Raw genomic sequence first — 336 nt, 5'->3', positions numbered from 1 at the left:
AACAAGGTAGCCGTATCGGAAGGTGCGGCTGGATCACCTCCTTTCTAAGGAAAATGCCCATGTGGCATTGCCCATCGTTCAGTTTTGAGAGACCAAAACCTCTCTATGAGGGCCTATAGCTCAGCCGGTTAGAGCGCACGCCTGATAAGCGTGAGGTCGGTGGTTCGAGTCCACTTAGGCCCACCATTTTTATGAACAATTCTAATACGGGGCCTTAGCTCAGCTGGGAGAGCGCCTGCCTTGCACGCAGGAGGTCAGCGGTTCGATCCCGCTAGGCTCCACTTTTGTTCCTTGAAAACTGAAGATTCATCAAGACATCAAAAACCAATTTCACAT

General features: G+C 50.6%; 2 tRNA genes. Both read left to right on the top strand.

From position 1 onward, the window contains the following. The first annotated feature begins 109 nt into the window (after positions 1–109). A tRNA-Ile gene (locus KNO75_RS14990) sits at positions 110–186 on the top strand. A 22-nt stretch (positions 187–208) separates the two neighbouring features. Then, positions 209–281: transfer RNA gene (locus KNO75_RS14985), tRNA-Ala, on the top strand. Positions 282–336 lie beyond the last annotated feature (55 nt).

This window comes from Exiguobacterium sp. s35, from assembly GCF_018617535.1.
In the GTDB taxonomy this organism is placed as follows: domain Bacteria; phylum Bacillota; class Bacilli; order Exiguobacteriales; family Exiguobacteriaceae; genus Exiguobacterium; species Exiguobacterium aestuarii.
This window is presented reverse-complemented; position numbering and strand designations above follow the sequence as displayed.